The 18,788-nt window shown below is 70.2% G+C and carries 16 protein-coding genes and 1 pseudogene; 8 read left to right on the top strand and 9 right to left on the bottom strand.

All coding sequences use genetic code 11. The annotated features are described in order from the left end of the window. The first annotated feature begins 29 nt into the window (after positions 1 to 29). Complete coding sequence (locus QTI33_RS33730) at positions 30 to 965, top strand: LysR family transcriptional regulator (RefSeq protein WP_286510955.1); 936 nt, start codon at positions 30 to 32, stop codon at positions 963 to 965. Between the two features lie 4 nt (positions 966 to 969). Here QTI33_RS33730 and QTI33_RS33725 read toward each other — a convergent pair whose 3' ends face one another. Beyond that, complete coding sequence (locus QTI33_RS33725) at positions 970 to 1,875, bottom strand: LysR family transcriptional regulator (RefSeq protein WP_286510954.1); 906 nt, start codon at positions 1,873 to 1,875, stop codon at positions 970 to 972. A gap of 70 nt (positions 1,876 to 1,945) precedes the next feature. Here QTI33_RS33725 and QTI33_RS33720 point away from each other — a divergent pair, with 70 nt between their 5' ends. Continuing rightward, the gene (locus tag QTI33_RS33720; protein ID WP_286510953.1) at positions 1,946 to 2,953 is read left to right on the top strand and encodes a bile acid:sodium symporter family protein; all 1,008 of its coding nucleotides are present in this window, start codon (positions 1,946 to 1,948) and stop codon (positions 2,951 to 2,953) included. 12 nt (positions 2,954 to 2,965) lie between these two features. On the opposite strand, the gene QTI33_RS33715 is transcribed toward QTI33_RS33720, so the two are convergent. The 3 genes from QTI33_RS33715 to QTI33_RS33705 form a co-directional block, all read right to left on the bottom strand. Beyond that, a complete protein-coding gene (locus QTI33_RS33715) occupies positions 2,966 to 3,976 on the bottom strand; it encodes an aldo/keto reductase (protein WP_286510952.1) in 1,011 nt (336 codons plus the stop codon). 64 nt (positions 3,977 to 4,040) lie between these two features. Then, a complete protein-coding gene (locus QTI33_RS33710; RefSeq protein ID WP_286510988.1) occupies positions 4,041 to 4,460 on the bottom strand; it encodes an Lrp/AsnC family transcriptional regulator in 420 nt (139 codons plus the stop codon). 26 nt (positions 4,461 to 4,486) lie between these two features. Beyond that, on the bottom strand, positions 4,487 to 8,962 hold the full coding sequence (locus QTI33_RS33705; RefSeq protein WP_444814924.1) for a DEAD/DEAH box helicase: 4,476 nt from the start codon (positions 8,960 to 8,962) through the stop codon (positions 4,487 to 4,489). Between the two features lie 5 nt (positions 8,963 to 8,967). Between QTI33_RS33705 and QTI33_RS33700 the strand changes: the two genes are divergently transcribed. Beyond that, positions 8,968 to 10,770 carry an NAD(P)/FAD-dependent oxidoreductase gene (locus tag QTI33_RS33700; protein WP_286510951.1) on the top strand — a complete coding sequence of 601 codons (1,803 nt, stop codon included), beginning with the start codon at positions 8,968 to 8,970 and terminating at the stop codon, positions 10,768 to 10,770. Positions 10,771 to 10,787: 17 nt separating this feature from the next. On the opposite strand, the gene QTI33_RS33695 is transcribed toward QTI33_RS33700, so the two are convergent. Together QTI33_RS33695 and QTI33_RS33690 are read right to left on the bottom strand one after the other, a co-directional pair. Next, positions 10,788 to 11,135 carry an FHA domain-containing protein gene (locus QTI33_RS33695; RefSeq protein WP_286510950.1) on the bottom strand — a complete coding sequence of 116 codons (348 nt, stop codon included), beginning with the start codon at positions 11,133 to 11,135 and terminating at the stop codon, positions 10,788 to 10,790. 81 nt (positions 11,136 to 11,216) lie between these two features. Beyond that, positions 11,217 to 11,864: a TetR/AcrR family transcriptional regulator gene (locus tag QTI33_RS33690; protein WP_286510949.1), complete on the bottom strand. Its 648-nt coding sequence runs from the start codon at positions 11,862 to 11,864 to the stop codon at positions 11,217 to 11,219. Between the two features lie 97 nt (positions 11,865 to 11,961). On the opposite strand from QTI33_RS33690, the gene QTI33_RS33685 reads away from it, so the two are divergent. The 3 genes from QTI33_RS33685 to QTI33_RS33675 all read left to right on the top strand — a co-directional run bounded on the left by QTI33_RS33685 (position 11,962) and on the right by QTI33_RS33675 (position 13,940). Further along, on the top strand, positions 11,962 to 12,381 hold the full coding sequence (locus tag QTI33_RS33685) for a VOC family protein (protein ID WP_286510947.1): 420 nt from the start codon (positions 11,962 to 11,964) through the stop codon (positions 12,379 to 12,381). 60 nt (positions 12,382 to 12,441) lie between these two features. Next, complete coding sequence (locus QTI33_RS33680) at positions 12,442 to 12,750, top strand: putative quinol monooxygenase (RefSeq protein ID WP_286510946.1); 309 nt, start codon at positions 12,442 to 12,444, stop codon at positions 12,748 to 12,750. Between the two features lie 65 nt (positions 12,751 to 12,815). Continuing rightward, positions 12,816 to 13,940, top strand: a complete 1,125-nt coding sequence (locus tag QTI33_RS33675) for an ATP-binding protein (RefSeq protein WP_286510945.1) — start codon at positions 12,816 to 12,818, stop codon at positions 13,938 to 13,940. A 54-nt stretch (positions 13,941 to 13,994) separates the two neighbouring features. Here the strand turns inward: QTI33_RS33675 and gap are convergent, their stop codons facing one another. Together gap and tkt are read right to left on the bottom strand one after the other, a co-directional pair. Further along, positions 13,995 to 14,996, bottom strand: a complete 1,002-nt coding sequence (gene gap / locus QTI33_RS33670) for a type I glyceraldehyde-3-phosphate dehydrogenase (protein WP_286510944.1) — start codon at positions 14,994 to 14,996, stop codon at positions 13,995 to 13,997. 41 nt (positions 14,997 to 15,037) lie between these two features. After that, a complete protein-coding gene (gene tkt / locus QTI33_RS33665) occupies positions 15,038 to 17,089 on the bottom strand; it encodes a transketolase (protein ID WP_286510943.1) in 2,052 nt (683 codons plus the stop codon). A 101-nt stretch (positions 17,090 to 17,190) separates the two neighbouring features. Here tkt and QTI33_RS33660 point away from each other — a divergent pair, with 101 nt between their 5' ends. Then, complete coding sequence (locus QTI33_RS33660) at positions 17,191 to 17,580, top strand: S-adenosylmethionine decarboxylase family protein (protein WP_286510942.1); 390 nt, start codon at positions 17,191 to 17,193, stop codon at positions 17,578 to 17,580. 14 nt (positions 17,581 to 17,594) lie between these two features. Then, the gene (locus tag QTI33_RS33655) at positions 17,595 to 18,299 is read left to right on the top strand and encodes a nucleotidyltransferase family protein (RefSeq protein WP_286510986.1); all 705 of its coding nucleotides are present in this window, start codon (positions 17,595 to 17,597) and stop codon (positions 18,297 to 18,299) included. Between the two features lie 43 nt (positions 18,300 to 18,342). Here the strand turns inward: QTI33_RS33655 and QTI33_RS33650 are convergent. Beyond that, a pseudogene (locus QTI33_RS33650) lies at positions 18,343 to 18,788 on the bottom strand (hypothetical protein); the annotation flags it as partial.

The raw sequence follows: 18,788 nt of genomic DNA, 5'->3' as shown, positions 1-18,788 counted from the left end.
GCTATTGCCTTGAAGGCAATACTCGACCCATGACACCCACCCTCCTCAGCATCCCGATGCGCCATTTCCTCGAAGTGGCGCGCAGCGGCTCGGTCAACCAGGCGGCGGCGCGGCTGTTCGTCGCGGCATCGGCGGTCAGCCGCCAGATCGCCAAGCTCGAGGACGGTTTGGGCACGGCGCTGTTCGAGCGCAGCGCCCGCGGCATGACGCTCACCGCCGCGGGCCTGCAGCTGTCGGCGCACCTGCGCAACGCGGTGCTCGACGCCGAGCAGGTGATCGAACAGGTGCGCGATCTCGGTGGCCAGCAGGCCGGCCGCGTCCGCATCGCCTGCACCGAAGGCTTCGCCGCCCATTTCATGCCGGCCGTGGTGGGCGGATTCCGGGACGCCAATCCCGGCAGCCGGATCGAACTCCACGTCGGCGCGCCCGACGAGGTCAGCCTGCTGCTGGCGCGCGGCGAGACCGACATCGTGCTCAAGTACGTCGTCGCCCCCGAGCCCGGCCTCCGGGTCGAGCACGCCGCGCCGGCGCCGGTGCATGCGGTGCTGCGGCCCGACCACCCGCTGGCACGGCAGCGCGTGCTGCAGGTGGCCGAGGTGGTGCGCTATCCGCTGATCGTGGGCAGCAAGGGCGTGACCACGCGCCAGCTCTTCGACCAGGCCTGCAGCGTGCTCGGCGTGCAATACCGGCCGGTGTTCGTCAGCAACTTCTCGTCGGCCCAACTGCCGCTCTTGCGCACGCCCGACGTGCTGCTGTCGGGCTACCTCACGGTGATGCACCTGATCGACGAGGGCCGGGTCGTGGCGCGGCCCTTCGCCGATGCGCCGCTGCAGCAGCGCCGGCTGCAGCTGCTCTCGCTCGAAGGCCGGACCCTGACGCAGCCGGTGCAGGCCTTCGTGCAGCACCTGGTGCAGGCGATCACGCGCGCCAGCCGGCGCAAGCTGGGTCGGGCGAGCAAAGGCTGAGGGTTCAAGCCGCCCGGCCGCGCATGTCGCCGGCCACCTCCCGGATCAGCCCCCACACCCGCTGCGCCAGCGGCGACGGCGCCCGGTTGCGGCGGTGCACCAGCATGATCGAGCGCTGCACCCGCGGCAGCAGCGGCCGCATCACCAGCACCGCGAGCCCGGTCGGCGGGGCCGCCAGCGCCGGCATCACGCTGATGCCGATGCCCTGCTCGACCATGCGGAAGGCGGTGGTCGGATGCCCGACCTGCTGGCGGATTTCGCAGCGCACGCCGTGCCGGGCCAGGGCCTCGTCGATCAGGCGCCGGCTGCCTGAGGCATGGTCGAGCAGCACCAGCGCCTCGCCGTCGAGCGCCGACCAGCGCAGCGCGGGCTGGGCCGCCAGCCGGTGGCCGGGCGGCAGCACCAGGCAGAACGGATCGTCGAGGATCGGCTCGCCCTGCAGGTCGTCGGTGTCGGGCGGCTCCACCACCACGCCAAAATCCACCTCGCCGGCGCGCACGCTGTCCAGCACGTCCTGCTGGATGCGGTCGAGCAGCACGAACTCGATCTCGGGCTCGCGCCGCGCGCATTCGGCGATGCAGGCCGGCAGCAGGTTGGCCGACAGGGTCGGGCTGCTGGCCACGCGGACCTTGCCGCGCCGCCCGCCGGCCATGCCATGGACCTCGGCCAACGCCTGGTCGAGCTCGTCGAGCACCCGCGCCAGCCGCAGCGCGAGCGACTGGCCGGCCTCCGTCAGCACCACCTCCCGCGTCGTGCGGTCGAGCAGCTTCAGGCCCAGCTGCGATTCGAGCTCATGGACCGAGCGGCTGACCGCGGGCTGCGACAGGCCGACCAGGTCGCCGGCGCGGCTGAAGTTGCGGCCGTCGGCGATGGCCCGGAAGACACGCAGCTGACGCAGGCTTACATTCATGCGCTCAAATCATATATCTATCCGATAAATCCATTTCTCTTTTGAATGCAGGCGCGGTCCAATCGGGGCCATGGCACGTTCACGCTACCTTCCCGACAACTTCACCCTGGCCCTGGTCGCCACCGTCACGCTGGCCAGCCTGTGGCCGGCGAGCGGCGCCACGGCCCATTTCTTCGAGCGCCTGACCACGGTCGCGATCGGCCTGCTGTTCTTCCTGCACGGCGCCAAGCTGTCGCGCGAGGCCGTGCTGGGCGGCATCACGCACTGGCGGCTGCACCTGCTGGTGTTCGGCGCCACCTTCGTCATGTTTCCGCTGCTCGGGCTGGCGCTCAAGCCGGTGCTGACGCCGCTGGTCACGCCCGAGCTCTACACCGGCGTGCTGTTCCTGTGCGTGCTGCCGGCCACGGTCCAGTCGGCGATCGCCTTCACCTCGATGGCCCGCGGCAACATGCCGGCCGCGATCTGCAGCGCCTCCGCCTCGACCATGCTGGGCGTCTTCATCACGCCGCTCTTGGTCAACCTGATCGTGGTGCCGCACGGCGCCGCCGGCGCCTCCTTCGACGCCATCGGCCGCATCCTGCTGCAGCTGATGGTGCCCTTCATCGCCGGCCACCTGCTGCGGCCCTGGATCGGCGGCTGGGTCAAGCGCCGCGCCTCGGTGCTGACGCTGGTCGACCGCGGCTCGATCCTGCTGGTGGTCTACACCGCCTTCAGCGCGGCCGTGATCGAGGGGCTGTGGAAGCAGGTGCCGATGTCGGCGCTGGCCGGCCTGCTGGTGGTCTGCGCCGTGCTGCTGGCGCTGGCGCTGCTGGTCACGACCTGGGCCAGCCGCGCGCTCGGCTTCGACAAGGCCGACGAGATCACGATCGTGTTCTGCGGCTCCAAGAAGAGCCTGGCCAGCGGCATCCCGATGGCCAAGGTGCTGTTCGCCTCGCACGCGGTCGGCGCGATCGTGCTGCCGCTGATGCTGTTCCACCAGATGCAGCTCATGGTCTGCGCGGTGCTCGCCCAGCGCTATGCGCGCCGCAAGGCCGACGCGGCCGCGGCCGAGATCGAGAAGGTCAAGCCCGCCGCCTGACCGACGCTCCGCTCAGCGCGGGGCGTCGCCCTTGCGGTACTCGGCGGTGAGTTCGTCCAGCCGCTGCTTGAGCCCGGCGTCCAGCTTGTAGTCGGCCGCCGCCAGCGTCGCATCGAGCTGCTCGGGCCGGCTGGCGCCGAGCAGCGGCGCCGTGACCAGCGGATTCGCCATCACCCAGGCCACGGCCAGCGTCGCCAGCGGCACGCCGGCTTCGTCGGCCAGCTGGTGCAGCTGCGCCACGGTGCCGAAGCTGCGCTCGTTCCAGTAGCGGTCCTGGTACATGCCGCCGGCGGTGCCGAGCGTGAAGCGCGTGTTCGCCTCCGGCTTGGCCTCGGGCTTGTACTTGCCGGTCAAGAGCCCGCCCGCGAGCGGGTTGTACGGGATCACGCCCAGGCCTTCCTCGCCGGCCAGCGGCAGCAGCTCGCGCTCGATCTCGCGGAACAGCAGGCTGTAGCGCGGCTGCACCGAGACCAGCCGCGTGAGCTTGTGCAGCTCGGCGCGGCCGATCGCGCGGGCCAGCCGGTAGGCCAGGAAATTCGACACGCCGATGTAGCGCGCGCGGCCCGAGCGGACGATGACATCGAGCGCTTCCAGGCTTTCGTCGAGCGGCGTCTCGCGGTCGTCCGAATGCAGCTGGTAGAGGTCGACATGGTCGGTCTGCAGCCGCTTGAGCGAGGCATCGATGGCGTCGAGCAGGTGCTTGCGCGAGGCGCCCTGGTCCCAGGGATTCGGGCCGACCTTGCCGACCGCCTTGGTGGCGACGATGAAGTCGCCGCGCCGGCTGGCGCCCTTGGCCCGCAGCCAGCGGCCGACGATCTCCTCGGTGCGGCCGGTGGTCTCGACGGTGCCGCCGAGCGGATACACGTCGGCGGTGTCGAGGAAGTTGATGCCGCCCTCGGTCGCGCGGTCGAGGATCTGGTGCGACACCGCCTCGTCGGTCTGGAGGCCAAAGGTCATGGTGCCGAGCGCGAGCCGCGACACGGTGAGGCCGGTGCGGCCGAGGCGGGTGGTGGGGATGCTCATCGAAAGACTCCGGATTCGGGGCGGACGGTCATGATAGTGATCCGGCCGCCGACGCGCTGGCGGCCTACCGGTAGGTCGCCAGATGGATGCTGGTCTCCGTGCTGCGAATCCCCTTCAGCAGCCGGATCCGCTCCAGCACCTGCGACAGCTCGGCCATCGAGGCGGCACGCAGCTCGGCCAGCAGGTCCCAGCGGCCGTTGGTGTCGTGCAGCGCGGCGACGCCGGGCTCGCCGAGCAGACTGGCGATGACGGTGCGGGTCTGGTTGCCTTCGACCAGGATGCCCATCCAGGCGCGGATCTCGTCCGCGCGCGCCTCCGGCCGCAGCTGCACCGCATAGCCGACGATGACGCCGCCATCCTCCAGCCGGCGCAGCCGGTTGGCGATCGTGCCGCGCGAGACGCCGAGCTTTTGCGCCAGCACGGCCGCCGGCAGACGTGCGTCCTGGCGCAGCAGGGCGATCAGGCGGTGGTCGAGCGTGTCGATGTCCATCGCGCCAGTCTAGCGAAGGCCTACCCCGAGGCCTGCTGCGACACCAGCTCGGCCACCCGCGAAGGCGCATCCGACATCAACGCCCGATGCGCGGCCTGCGCCAACGGCGGCGCCAGGGCTTCCAAGAGTTCGACCTGACCGGCCACCAGGGTGGCGATCGGCACGCCGTCGCGATACAGCACGCGCGAACCCGCCACCCGCGCGGCCTTCGGACCCGGCATGACGGTACCGAGCAGGTTCGCGGGGTCGGCGGCGGCCAGGCAGACCAGGGCGCCGTCGAGCGGCCGGCGCCGCAGTTCGCGCAGCAGGCCGATGGCTTCGGGCAAGGCGAACTGCTCGCCCGCCACACCGGCGATGAAGCGGCCGCCGCGGATCTCGCCGCGCGCCTCCAGCCGGCGGTAGGCGCGCACCAAGTCGCGCCAAGCCGGCAGCCATGCGGCCTCGCGTTCGAGCAGGCGCCAGCAGACCACGCCGTAGCGGCGCAGCAGGATCCGCGCGACCTGCTCGACCGCCTCGCTGCCGGCGCGCGCGAGCGGCTCAGCCGCCGCCGGCGCACGCGCGCGCACCAGCGACCAGCGCCCGGCGTCCTCGATGCCGAAGAGCGCCGTGCGGCGCTGTCGCCGCCCGTGCGTCGACGCGCGCTTGGAGGGCGGGATCAGCAGCGCGCGAAGGCCCGCGTAGCTGTCGCAATGCACCCGGCCGCGCAGCACCAGTTCGCTCAGCGCGTCCTCGAGTTCGGTGCTCAGGAGGTGCGTCCCCTGGATGATTTCGTCGAAGAAGGAGGCGCCGTGCTCGGCCAGGAAAACCGCCACCCGCCGGGCCCGGGAGCCGAGGCCTTCGTCGTTCCCCGGCGCCGGCGCGAGGCCGGTCCAGAGCGCGGCGCTGCGACGCGGCAGCAGCAGGATCGGCGCCGCGCGCAGCGAGGTGCCGCCGCCCGACCGGCCTTCGATGGCCAGCGGCCGCAGCCGCGTCCACAGCGTGCGGCCTGCCGTGCAGAGTTCGTCCAGCCAGGCCGGGGCGTAGTCCTTGACACGCGCCGGCAGCAGCTCGGCCTCCCAGAGCCCGGCCGGCGCCTCGTAGCCTTCGAGCTGCGCCAGGATCCCGGCCAGCGCTTCGGGCCCGCTGACCCGGCTGGCGGCCGCGACCCGCTGCCACTCGAACAGGAAGCGCGCGAAGTCGCGCGGCTCGACCGGCTCGATCTCCTGCCGCAGCCGCTTCAGCGTGTAGCGGTGGATGCGCGCCAGCAGATGCCGCTCGCACCATTCGAGCGCCGGGGTGCCGGGGGTGAAGCGGCCCTGCAGCACCGAGCCTTCGGCCTGCAAGGCCCCCAGGGCGGCATCGATGTCGGCCCCCGGCAGCCCGAGCGACGCGGCCAGCGCAGCCGCCGACACCGGGCCGAGGCCGCCGAGCCGCGCGCGCAGCAACTCGCGCAGGGCGTCGTCGGCATCCGCCGGCGGCGCCGCATCCGAGGTGGGCTCGATCGCGGGCGCCGTCGCGGCATCAGGGTACAGCGTGCGGACCTGCGCCCATCGCTCGGCCGCGACCCACAGCCCGCCGCCCGGTGCGGCGGCGACCGCCAGCCGCGTCGCCCGCCGGTCGCCCGCCAGCGCCTGCAGCCAGTCCGGCCAGCCGGTGTTGGCCGAAGCCTCGGCGTCGCTGACCACGCCGAGCCCCTGGAGCGCCTCGTGCATCTCGTCGGCGCTGCGCGCCCGCGGCCAGGCCTCCTGGCGCGCGGCGTCGATCGCCTCGGTGTCGAGCTGCCCCAGGTCGTCGGCGCTTTCCGGATCGACATAGCGCCGGTTCTGCACGGCCTGGGTGCGGCGCTCCTCGAGCGGCGCGTCGTCGAGAAAGGCATAGGGCCGGGCATTCAGCGCCTCGGCCGCGAGCGCCGACGGCGCGGGCACATCGCACGCCAGCAACTCGATCTCACCGGACTCCAGCTTCTTGAGCAGCCGCAGCCAGCCCTCGGCATCCATCGCCTCGTACAGGCAGTCCTGCAGCGTCTGCGCGACCAGCGGATGGTCGGGGATCTCGCGGGCGCCGGCCAGGTTCTCGGCGCAGGCGACCTGGTCCGGGAAGACCGCGGCCAGCAGGTCCTCGGACTTCATCCGCTGCAGCTGCGGCGCCACCTTGCGCCCGCCCATGAAGCGCGGCAGCGCCAGCGCGGTGGTGGCGTTCCAGCGCCAGCGCACGCCGAACAGCGGCGCGTCGAGCAGCGCCTGCACCAGCACGTCGAGCGCCGAGGCCGAGTGCAGGTAGCGTGCGACTTCTTCCAACGGGAAGCTGTGGCTGGTCGACAGCGACAGCACGATCGCATCCTCGGTGGCGGCGGCCTGGAGCTCGAAATTGAACTGGCGGCAGAAGCGCTTGCGCAGCGCCAGCCCCCAGGCCCGGTTGAGCCGGCTGCCGAAGGGCGAATGGATCACCAGCTGCATGCCGCCCGAGGCATCGAAGAAGCGCTCCATCACGATGCGCTCCTGCGTCGGCAGCGCGCCGAGCACGCGCAGCGTGCGGGCCAGGTGCTCGACGATCTGGCGCGCCGCTTCGGCTTCGAGGCCGAGCGCGCTCGCCAGCCATTCGATCGCACCCTCGACGCCGTGGGCCTGCAACGCCGCCTCGATCCCGGCGCGCAGGCGGGCCACGCCGAACGACAGCTCATCGCTGCGCCCGGGAGCCTCGCCGAGCCAGAAGGGGATGTTGGGCGCGGCGCCGTGGGCGTCTTCGACCCGCACCCGGCCGGGCTCGATCTTCAGGATCCGGTAGCTGGCATTGCCGAGCTGGAACACGTCGCCGGCCAGGCTCTCGACCGCGAAATCCTCGTTGACGGTGCCGATCTTGTGCGCCTGCGGCTCGAGCACCACCGTGTAGTCGCCAGTCTCGGGAATGGTGCCGCCGGAGGTCAGCGCGGTCATGCGCGCACCCCTGCGCTCGCGCAGCAGGTGGTGCACCGCGTCGCGATGCACATAGCTGCCGCGCGCGCCCTGGCGGGTGGAAAACCCCTCCGCCAGCATCCGGACCACGGCCGCGAAATCCTCTCGCTTCAGCGCGGCGTAGGGCCAGGCGCGCCGCACGAGGGCGAACAGTTCGTCCTCTTCCCATTCGCGCGCGGCGGTCTCGGCCACGATCTGCTGCGCCAGCACGTCGAGCGGCGCCGGCAGCACATGCAGCGCGTCGAGTTCGCCGCGGCGCACGCAGTCGAGCAGCGCCGCGCACTCCACCAGCTCGTCGCGCGACTGCGGGAACAGCCGCGCCTTCGGCACGCCGCCGACCGCATGGCCGGAGCGGCCGGCGCGCTGCAGGAAGCTGGCGATCGAGCGCGGCGAGCCCAGCTGGCAGACCAGGTCGACATCGCCGATGTCGAGGCCCAGCTCGAGCGAGGCCGTGGCCACCAGCACCTTCAGCTCGCCGCGTTTCAGGCGCTGCTCGGCATCGAGGCGGGTTTCTTTCGCGAGGCTGCCGTGGTGCGCCGCGACCCCCTCCTTGCCGAGGATCTCGCCCAGGTGCCGCGCCGCCCGCTCGGCCATCCGGCGCGTGTTGACGAACAGCAGCGTGGTGCGGTGCGCGTGCACCAGGCCCGCGACCCGCGCATAGACCTGCTCCCACTGGGCGTTGGACATCACGGCCTCAAGCGGCGTCGGCGGCAATTCGAGCGCCAGGTCGCGCTGCTTGGCATAGCCGATGTCGACGATCGCGCAGTCGGCCACGCCATCGACCACCGCGCCGGCGCCGACCAGGAAGCGCGCGATCTCGGCGATCGGCTTCTGCGTCGCCGACACGCCGATGCGCGTCAGCGGCTCGTCGCACAGCGCCTGCAGCCGCTCGAGCGACAGCGCCAGGTGGCTGCCGCGCTTGCTGCCGACGATGGCGTGGATCTCGTCGACGATCACGGTGCGCACTGTGGACAGCATCTTGCGGCCCGACACCGAGCCGAGCAGCACGTAGAGCGACTCCGGCGTGCTGACCAGCACATGCGGCGGCTTGCGCAGCGCCTGCTGCCGCTCGCGCGCCGGCGTGTCGCCGGTGCGCACGGCGGTGCGGATCTCGACGTCGGGCAGGCCCAGCCGCGCCAGTTCGGCCCGGATGCCGGCCAGCGGCGCCTGCAGGTTGAGGCCGATGTCGTTCGACAGTGCCTTCAGCGGCGACACATAGACCACCGTGGTCTGGTCGGGCAGCCCGCCGTCTTGCAGGCCCTGGCGCACCAGGGCGTCCAGCGCCGCCAGGAAGGCCGTCAGCGTCTTGCCGGAGCCGGTCGGCGCCGCGATCAGCGTGTGGCGGCCGGCGGCGATCGCCGGCCAGGCGGCGGCCTGGGCCGCGGTCGGGGCCGGGAAAGTGGCGTCGAACCAGCGGGCAACGGCGGGATGGAAAGTGTCATGCACGGCCTTGCATGAGATCAGGGCGCGGCGGCGGATGTCAAGGCGGCGGGCGTTTGACGCCGGCCCGCGATGGGCGTAGCGTTCTCGCCCGGCCCGCACGCGGGCCGCGAACGAAGGAGACATCGACGATGACCGACCTGTCCGCCCATCCGACGCAGACCGCCAGCGCCTGGCTGGCCGATTTCCAGTCCGCGCTGGAGCGGCGCGACATCGACGCCGCGGTGGCCCTCTTCGAGCCCGACAGCTACTGGCGCGACCTGGTCGCCTTCACCTGGAACATCCGCACGCAGGAGGGCCCCGAGGCGATCCGCAAGATGCTCGAGGCCCGACTGGCCGACACCCGGCCGAGCGCCTTCGCGGTCGAGGGCGACGCCACCGAGGCCGACGGCGTCGTCGATGCCTGGTTCACGTTCGAGACCGCGGTCGCGCGCGGGCGCGGCCACCTGCGGCTGCGCAACGGCAAGGCCTGGACGCTGCTCACCACCATGACCGAGCTCAAGGGCTTCGAGGAGCGCAAGGGCGAGCGCCGCGTCAAGGGCGCGGAGCACGGCGCCAACCCGCAGCGCAAGACCTGGCTCGAACGGCGCCAGCAGGAGGCCGAGACGCTGGGCTCCACCGAGCAGCCCTACGTGCTGATCGTCGGCGGCGGGCAGGGCGGCATCGCGCTCGGCGCCCGGCTGCGGCGGCTCGGCGTGCCGACCCTCATCGTCGAGAAGAACGCGCGCCCCGGCGACTCCTGGCGCCGGCGCTACAAGAGCCTCTGCCTGCACGACCCGGTCTGGTACGACCACCTGCCCTACCTGCCGTTTCCCGAGGACTGGCCGGTGTTCGCGCCCAAGGACAAGATCGGCGACTGGCTCGAGATGTACACCAAGGTGATGGAGCTCAACTACTGGGGCTCGACCATCGCGAAGAAGGCCCGCTTCGACGAGGCGAACAAGGAATGGGTGGTCAGCGTCGAGCGCGACGGCAAGGAGATCACGCTGCGGCCGAAGCAGCTGGTGTTCGCGCTCGGCGTGTCGGGCTATCCGAACCTGCCGAAGATCCCGGGCGCCGAAACCTTCGAGGGCGAGCAGCACCACTCCAGCGCGCACCCCGGGCCCGAGGCCTGGCGCGGCAAGAAGTGCGTGGTGCTGGGCTCCAACAACTCGGCCCACGACATCTGCGCCGCCCTGTGGGAGCACGGCGCCGACGTGACCATGATCCAGCGCAGCTCGACCCACATCGCGCCCTCCGATTCGCTGATGGAGCTGGCGCTCGGCGGGCTCTACTCCGAGGCCGCGCTCAAGGCCGGCGTCACGACCGACAAGGCCGACCTGATCTTCGCCTCCGTGCCCTACAAGATCATGGCGCCGATGCAGGTGCCGGTGTATGACGAGATGAAGCGGCGCGACGCCGACCTGTATGCGCGGCTCGAGAAGGCCGGCTTCCTGCTCGACTTCGGCGTCGACGGCTCCGGCCTCTTCATGAAGTACCTGCGCCGCGGCTCGGGCTACTACATCGACGTCGGCGCCTCGGAGCTGGTCGCCAACGGCAGCATCAAGCTGCGCAGCGGCGTGACCATCGAGCGCATCAACCCGAAGTCGGTGACGCTCAGCGACGGCAGCGAGCTGCCGGCCGACCTGGTCGTCTACGCGACCGGCTACGGCTCGATGAACGGCTGGCTGGCCGAGCTGATCTCGCCCGAGATGGCCGACAAGGTCGGCAAGGTCTGGGGCTTGGGTTCCGACACGCCCAAGGACCCCGGTCCCTGGGAGGGCGAGCTGCGCAACATGTGGAAGCCCACCCAGGTGCCGCAGCTGTGGGTGCATGGCGGCAACCTGCACCAGTCGCGCCACTACTCGCAGTTCCTGGCGCTGCAGCTGAAGGCGCGGATGGAAGGGCTGCCGACGCCGGTGTACGAGACCGCGCCGGTGCATCACACCCGCTGAGCGCGGCCCGGGAGGTCTCAGGCCAGGTCGCCGCGCTCGCTCATCAAGCGGACGCTTTCATCGCCGATCACCTCCTGCTCCGGGGCCAGGAAGCGCATCCAGTAGCCGGCGATGTCGATGTTGTCGCCATTGGCCAGCACCTGCAGCTCGACGCGCTTGCCGTTCACGAAGGTGCCGTTGCGGCTGCCCAGGTCGCGCAGGATCACCAGCGGCCCTTCGGTGCTCAGCCTGGCGTGGAAGCGGCTGACCCGCGGCGACGCCAGCACCACGTGGTTGTGCTCGGCTCGGCCGATGGTCATGCCGGGCTCCGACACCGGCACCTGGGTGGTCTGGCCGGTGGGGGTCATCAAGATCAGCATCGCCATCCGTACACGCTCCATTCAAGAGCGTGCAAACTTAGCTTTTGGAGTACTAAAGTACAAGTATTTTAGGGTTACACCCCGTATTCATAGGCCCTTCTCGACCATGTCGAGCAGCCGCTGGCCGAGCGCCTCCGCCTCCGGCACCGGCAGGCCGCGCAGCGGGCCGTCGATGCTCAGCAGGGCCAGGCCGTGCACCGCCGACCAGGCCAGGAACTCGGCCCCCGGTCGGTGCGCGGGCGGCATGGCGCCGGCCTGCACCAGTCGGTCCAGCGCGGCGCCGAGCAATTCGAAGGGGTTGAGGCCGCTCGCGCCGCCCTTGGCGTCCGGCAGCGCGTCCTCGACGTCGAGCGGCGTCGCGAAGGCGGTGCGGAAGAGGCCGGTCTCGGCCCGGGCGAAGCGCAGATAGCCGGTGCCCACGGCGCGCACGCTGGCCCGGGCGTAGGCGGCGGGATCGGGCGTCGGGGCCAGGGTCGCCAGTTCGGCCTCCATGGCCCGTGCCACCGCCGCCAGCGCCGCGGCCCGCACCGCCTGCAGCAGCGCCTGCCGGCTCGCGAAGTGCCGGTAGGCGGCGTTGGGCACCACCCCGGTACGGCGCGTCGCCTCGCGCAGCACCACCGCCTCGGGGCCGCCGGCGCGCGCCAGTTCGACGCCCGATTCGAGCAGGGCCCGGCGCAGGTCGCCATGGCGGTAGGTGCTGCGCACGGAAGCAGGGGGAACGGTGGAGGAGCTCATCGATTTTTCATGTGGACAGCGTCCATTATGTTTGCTATCTTTTGTGGACGTTGTACACAAACATCCGCTTCCACCGCTCACCGAAAGGAAAGTCACGATGCAAGTCCAGTCCTATCTCTTCTTCGACGGCCGCTGCGAGGAAGCGCTCGCGTTCTATCGCAAGGCGGTCGGCGCCCAGGTCACGATGCTGATGCGCTTCAAGGAAAGTCCCGATCCGATCCCGGCCGACAAGGTGCCGCCGGGCTCGGACGACAAGGTGATGCACGCGAGCTTCAACATCGGCGAGACCATGCTGATGGCCTCCGATGGCTTCGCCAAGGGCCAGGCCGCGTTCAAGGGCTTCGCGCTGTCGCTGAGCGCCGCCGACGAGGCCGAAGCCCGCCGGCTGTTCGACGCCCTGGGCGAGGGCGGCCAGGTGCAGATGCCGATGGGCAAGACCTTCTGGTCGCCGGCCTTCGGCATGGTGGAGGACCGCTTCGGCATCCTGTGGATGGTGCAGGTGCCCGCGCCGATGTGACAGGCGGGCGCGCCGCTTTGCCCGTAGATTCGATGGTTCATTCCAAAGGAGCCATCGTCCATGATCCATGTCGTCGCCGTCATCACCGCCAAGCCCGGCCAACGCGCGCTGATCCTCGAGGCCTACCGGGCTAACCGGCCCGCGGTGCTGGCCGAGAAGGGCTGCATCGAGTACACCGCGACCATCGACGCGGCAGGCATGCCGGCCTCGCGTGGCAGCTTCGGCGCCGACACCTTCGTCGTGGTCGAGAAGTGGGAAACGCTGGCCGACCTGCAGGCCCACGCGGCAGCGCCGCACATGGCCGCCTACGGCGCCAAGGTCAAGGACTGGACCGAGAGCCGGTTGATCCACGTGCTCGAGCCGGCCTGAGGCTCGATTCCGACAGAAATTTCCACATTTCTGTCAATTGACAAAATCGTGCCAGAATTTGTCGGATGCGCACGCCATCAGACCCCTGGCACTTTGCCCGCCCCGAGCTCGCCGGGGGCTACCTGCAGGCCTTCGACCTCGGCCTGGTGTCGGCCCGCGGGTTGTTCGCCCGCCGCCGCATGGGCAAGAGCGAATTCCTGAAGCACGACCTGCTGCCGGCCGCCGAAGCCGCCAGCCACCTGGCCGCCTACACCAACCTCTGGGACGACGCCGACCATCCGGGCCAGGCGATCGCCACGGCCATCCTCTCGGCCGCCAAGCCCAGGGGCCTGGCGCAGTTCTGGGAAGACCTGTCGACACCCATCCGCAAGATGAAGGCCGGCGGCAAGCTGCCCCTGGGCATCGAGGGCACGCTCGAACTGGACCTGGCCGACAAGGAAAAGCTGGCGGTTCCGGCGATCCAGGCGGCGTTGCAGGCGGTCGACAAGACCCGCAAGCGGCTGCTGCTGGTGATCGACGAGGCGCAGGTGCTCGCCGCGCCGGAGCACCGGCAGGTGGCGCATTCGTTGCGCGCGGGGCTGGACATTCGCAAGGCCAGCGTCAAGGTCCTGTTCGCAGGCTCGTCGGAAGCGGCGCTGCGCGAGATGTTCTCGCGGGCATCGGCGCCGTTCTACAACTGGGCGCCGGTGGAGCCGTTCCCGCTGCTGGGCGATGCCTTCGTCGCGGCGACGGTGGCCCAGGTCCAGCGGCTGGCCAAGCAGCCGCTGGCCCTGGCCGATGCCAGGCAGGCGTTCCAGGCCTTGAAGGAAACGCCCGAATTCTTCCGCTGGTATGTCGAGCGCTACCTGCTGTACCAGGGCCAGGGCCCCGAACTGGCGCTGCAGCACACGCTGGCGCGCGTGCACGACGACAGTGGCCACGCGAGGGCCTGGAAGGCCATGAACCGGTCCGATCGCGCGGTCCTGCTGCTGGCCGCGCGCGGCGTGCAGGACCTGTATGGCGCCGCCGCACTGACGCAGTTGCGCGCGCTGATGGGCAGCGAGGACGTCACGGCCAGCGTGCCCCGAAGCGCCCTGCGCCGCCTGACCGGGCCCAAGATGCAGGCGATGGCCCGGGTCGACCACGGCCTCTACCGCTTCGAGGACCAGGAATTCGAAGCCTGGGTCGGCAGCCGCAGGACGATCGACTGACGAGGCCAGAAAAAAACGCGCCCGAGGGCGCGTTCTTCATGGGCTGGCGGTGGCTTACTTGGCCATCACCCGGACCATCTCCAGGCACTTGTTCGAGTAGCCCCATTCGTTGTCGTACCAGCTCACCAGCTTGACGAAGGTGCCGTCGAGCGCAATGCCGGCATCGGCGTCGAAGATCGAGGTGCGCGGGTCGCCGCGGAAGTCGGTGGCGACGACCTTGTCTTCGGTGTAGCCGAGCACGCCCTTCATCGCGCCTTCGCTCTGGGCCTTCATCTCGGCGCAGATTTCCTGGTAGGTGGCGTCCTTGACCAGCTCGACCGTGAGGTCGACCACCGAGACGTCGGAGGTCGGCACGCGGAAGCTCATGCCCGTGAGCTTCTTGTTGAGCTCGGGGATGACCACGCCCACGGCCTTGGCCGCACCGGTGCTCGACGGGATGATGTTCTCGAGGATGCCGCGGCCGCCGCGCCAGTCCTTGTTGCTCGGGCCGTCGACGGTCTTCTGGGTGGCCGTGGCGGCATGCACGGTGGTCATCAGGCCGCGCTTGATGCCCCACTTGTCGTTCAGCACCTTGGCCAGCGGCGCCAGGCAGTTGGTGGTGCAGCTGGCGTTGCTGATGATGGCTTCGCCGGCGTACTTCTTGTCATTGACGCCGTAGACGAACATCGGCGTGTCGTCCTTGCTGGGGGCCGACAGCAGCACCTTCTTGGCACCGGCGTCGATGTGCTTCTGTGCCGTGTCCTTGGTCAGGAACAGGCCGGTCGATTCGAGCACGATGTCGGCGCCGACATCGCTCCAGTTGAGCTTGGACGGGTCGCGTTCCTGCGTCAGGCGGATCTTCTTGCCGTTGACGACGAGCGTGTTGCCCTCGACCGTGACTTCGCCCTGGAAGCGGCCATGCACCGAGTCGTACTGGAGCATGTAGGCCAGGTAGTCGGGCTCGAGCAGGTCGTTGATCGCGACCACTTCGATGTCGTGCTTGAAGTTCTGTACCGCCGCGCGAAGCACGTTGCGCCCGATCCGACCGAAACCGTTGATGCCGAGTTTGATAGTCATGTCTTTTTGCTCCTGGAGGTTGAAAACTGGGGCGGCCGATGTCAGCGCGCGAGCGCCGCTTCGACCGTGGCAGCGACGTTCTCTGCCGTGAATCCGAAATGCTTGAACAGCACGCCGGCCGGTGCCGACTCGCCGTAGGTGTCGATGCCGACGACGGCCGCGACGCCGTACTTCCACCAGCCGTCGGTGCAGCCCATCTCGACCGCGATGCGCGGCGTGCCCTTGGGCAGCACGCTCTTCTTGTAGGCCACGTCCTGGCGGTCGAAGGTGGTGGTGGAGGGCATCGAGACCACGCGCACGCCGATCTTCTTCGCCGCCAGCAGTTCCTGGGCGCGCAGCGCCAGCTGCACCTCGGAGCCGGTGGCGATGATGACCGCCTTGAGCTTCTTGTTCTTGAGGCCGACGTCTTCGGGCTCGGACAGCACGTAGGCGCCCTTGCTGATGTCGCTCAGGTCCTTCTTGGGTGCATAGGGCAGGTTCTGGCGCGACAGCAGCAGCGCCGTCGGGCGGTCGGCGTTCTGCAGCGCCACGGCCCAGGCCACGGCCGTCTCGGCGGTGTCGCCCGGGCGCCAGACGTCGAGGTTGGGGATCAGCCGCAGCGAGGCCGCATGCTCGATCGACTGGTGGGTCGGGCCGTCTTCGCCGAGGCCGATCGAATCGTGCGTGAAGACATGGATCACGCGCTGCTTCATCAGCGCCGCCATGCGGATCGCGTTGCGGCTGTAGTCGCTGAAAGTCAGGAAGGTGCCGCCGTAGGGAATGAAGCCGCCGTGCAGCGCGACGCCGTTCATGATGGCCGCCATGCCGAACTCGCGCACGCCGTAGTTGATGTGGCGCCCGATCGAGCCGTCGGGGATCTGCTCGTTGCCTTCGCTGCGGACCACGGCGCCATGGCTGTCGAAGCGCAGGCTCGGCGTGCTCTTGGTGTTGGTGAGGTTCGAGCCGGTCAGGTCGGCGCTGCCACCCAGCAGCTCGGGCAGCGCGGCCGTGAAGGATTCGAGCGCCAGCTGCGAGGCCTTGCGCGAAGCCACGGTCTCGGCCTTGGTGTGGGCCGCCACCACCGTGTCGAAGGCGGTCTGGTGGAAGTTCTTCGGCAGCTCGCCCTTCATGCGGCGGGTGAATTCGGCGGCCAGGTCGGGGAACTCTTTCGCATAGGCCGCGAACTTGTCGTTCCACTCGGCTTCGTTCCTGGCGCCGGCGGCCTTGGCGTCCCATTCCTCGTAGACCGCGGCCGGCAGCTCGAAGGGCGCGTGCGTCCAGTGCAGCGCGCTGCGGGTCAGGCCGATCTCGTCGGCGCCCAGCGGCTCGCCGTGCGCCTTGGCGGTGTTGGCGCGGTTCGGGCTGCCCTTGCCGATCTGGGTCTTGCAGATGATCAGCGTCGGCCGGTCGCCGTTCTTCTTCGCCTTCTCGATGGCCTTGGAGACGTCCTTGGCGTCGTGGCCGTCGATCGGGCCGATCACGTGCCAGCCGTAGGCCTTGAAGCGCTCTTCGGTGTTGTCGATGAACCAGGGCTTGACCTGGCCGTCGATCGAGATGCCGTTGTCGTCGTAGAGCGCGATCAGCTTGCCCAGCTTCCAGGCGCCGGCCAGCGCGGCGGCCTCGTGGCTGATGCCTTCCATCAGGCAGCCGTCGCCCAGGAAGGCGTAGGTGTGGTGGTCGACGATCTCGTGGCCCTTGCGGTTGAACTCGGCCGCGAGCAGCTTCTCGGCCAGCGCGAAGCCGACCGCGTTGGTGAGGCCCTGGCCCAGCGGGCCGGTGGTGGTCTCGACGCCGGGCGTGATGCCGGTTTCGGGATGGCCGGCGGTCTTGCTGTGCAGTTGGCGGAAGCGCTTGAGTTCCTCGATGGGGAGCGCATAGCCGGTGAGATGCAGCACCGAGTAGATCAGCATCGAGGCGTGCCCGTTCGACAGCACGAAGCGGTCGCGGTCGAACCAATGCGGGTTGGTCGGGTTGTGCCTCAGATGATCGCCCCACAGCGCAACCGCCATGTCGGCCATGCCCATCGGTGCACCGGGATGGCCCGAGTTGGCGAGTTGAACGGCATCCATTGCCAACGCGCGGATCGCGTTGGCCATCAAGGCTTGGTTGGCCATCTGTGGCTTTCTGGGGGCAGGTTAGGGGGAACCCGGTATTTTAACGGGCGGGGTGGGACGGGCCCGGAATGGGCTGGAACGGGCTGCTAGAGTGCCGGTCCATGCAAGGGCTCCACCTGACTGCCGACCTTCTCGATTGCCGCTGCGATGCGCACTGGCTGGTGGATGCCGCCACCCTTGGCGCGGCCTGCGTCGCGCGCGCGGAAGCCGCCGGCCTGCAAGTCGTCGGGCGGCTGTTCCATGCCTTTCCATCGACGCCGCAAGGCGTTGGCGGCGTGACGGCCACCGTGCTGCTGGCCGAGTCGCACCTGTGCGTCCACACCTGGCCGGAGCAGCGCGGCGTGACGATCGATGTCTATGTCTGCAACTTCGGCGCCGACCACTCGGCCAAGGCCAAGGAGCTGATGGCGGCCCTCGAGGCGCTGTTCCTGCCCGGCCGCGCCGAGCGGCACAGCCTGTTGCGCGGGCAGATCGGCGCGGTCGCCGCATGAGTCCCGTCAAGGCGATGATCCTGGCCGCCGGGCGCGGCGAGCGCATGCGGCCGCTGACCGATCAGGTGCCCAAGCCGCTGCTGGAGGTGCATGGCCGGCCGCTGATGCAGTGGCCGCTGGAAGCGCTGGCCGCCGGCGGCTTCGGCGACGTGGTCGTCAATACGGCCTGGCTGGGCGAGCAGATCGAAGCACGCTTCGGCGCCCGGCACGAGGGCTCGACGCTGCGCTACTCGCACGAAGGGCGGGACTTCGGCGGCGCGCTCGAGACCGCAGGCGGCATCGTGCGGGCGCTGCCGATGCTCGGCGAGGTGTTCTGGGTGGTGGCGGGCGACGTGTTCGCCCCGGGCTTCGCCTTCACCCCCCAGGCGGTCGAGCGCTTTGCGGCCAGCGGCCGGCTCGCGCACCTGTGGCTGGTCGCGAATCCGGCGCACAACCCGCTGGGGGACTTCGGCATCGCCGCCGACGGCAGCGCCTTGTCGGAGGCGGCGCACAAGCACACTTTCTCGACCATCGCGCTGTACCGGGCCGGCCTGTTCGCACCGCCGTTCTGCGCCATGCCGCCCGGCAACCCCGGTGGCACGAAGGCCGCATTGGCACCGCTGCTGCGCGCCGGCATGGCGGCGGGCGTCATCAGCGCCGAGCTGTATGACGGGCCGTGGACCGACGTCGGGACACCACAGCGGCTCGCGGCGCTGAACCAAGAAAAACGGCCCGCTTGAAGCGGGCCGTTCGCGGCGTTGGCCGAGGGCCAGAGTCTGCCGATCAGGGCACGTTGCTGGTCTTCACCTGGAAGGGCTTGCCCTCGAAGGCCATCGCACCGCCGTACTCGATCGCCACGCCGCCGGTTGGCGTCACCGGGCAGCTGGTGGCGGTCGCGCAGGCCTTGCCGTCGGTGAAGATGACCGGGCCGTAGCGGTAGTTGCGCAGCGCCTTGCCGGCATAGTCGGCCACGCTCACCACGTAGCCCATGGTGGCGAAGTTGTCCGCGTCCTCGATCGCGATCGGGTCGGCCAGTCGCGTGTCCTGCAAGGTGCGCACGATGCTGCCGCTGTTGCCCGAGAAACGCACCCACGAGACCTTGCGGTCGGTGCGCGAGTTCACCAGCACCTGGGTCTGCGTGTTGCCGCTCGGCTCGCCCTTGGAGTTGGCGATCGAGGTCGGATTGCGGCCGATGCCCGTGACCGTGCCCACCTCCGTCAGGGCGTTCG

This window comes from Variovorax davisae (assembly GCF_030316845.1).
Lineage (GTDB): Bacteria > Pseudomonadota > Gammaproteobacteria > Burkholderiales > Burkholderiaceae_C > Variovorax > Variovorax davisae.
The sequence above is the reverse complement of the archived record's forward strand: the minus strand, read 5'-3'. Positions and strand labels throughout refer to the sequence as shown.